Raw genomic sequence first — 478 nt, 5'->3', positions numbered from 1 at the left:
CTGTTTGCAGTGTGAGACAAGCATAGAGGCCCCCGGCTGGAACACTTCATCGCCCGGCGATTGACGATGCTGCAGTGCAGGCGCGAAATGTGGGTTCACCGATTGCCAGTCAGAGGGTAAGAACATGGCAAGCATAACGGTCCTGGCGGGGGACTTTCTGCAGGGTGATGGAGAGTACACAGACGGCGTTTTCACGCTCAGGACGTCGCTTCACCCGTGGCCCGGCATCACCCTCCCGCTCTCATTGTTCAAGAGTGTAGAAGTGGCCAACGAGGATTCGATCAACAACATCAAGGATGTCATCGGCTTCGGCGTGGCGGGGGCCATGTTGCTGGGGCCTATCGGCGCAATTGCCGGCTTCATGTTGGCTGGCAAGGAAACCGAGGTAACCTTTCTGGCCACACTCAAGGATGGAAGAAGGTTGCTTGCGGCTGTAGACAACGACACGTTCGATGAGATTTCCCGAAAAATCCCGTCC

At 56.7% G+C, this 478-nt stretch carries 1 protein-coding gene; it reads left to right on the top strand.

Annotation, left to right across the window (positions count from 1 at the left end; translation table 11 throughout):
- Positions 1-124: 124 nt before the first annotated feature.
- Positions 125-478 (top strand): hypothetical protein (locus AC1DLB_RS31995; RefSeq protein WP_018925325.1); only part of this gene is annotated, 354 nt, incomplete at its 3' end.

The sequence above is a fragment of the Pseudomonas sp. 05N434 genome, from assembly GCF_056396965.1.
Note: the sequence above shows the minus strand (reverse complement) of the source record. Positions and strands in the feature narration are given on the sequence as shown.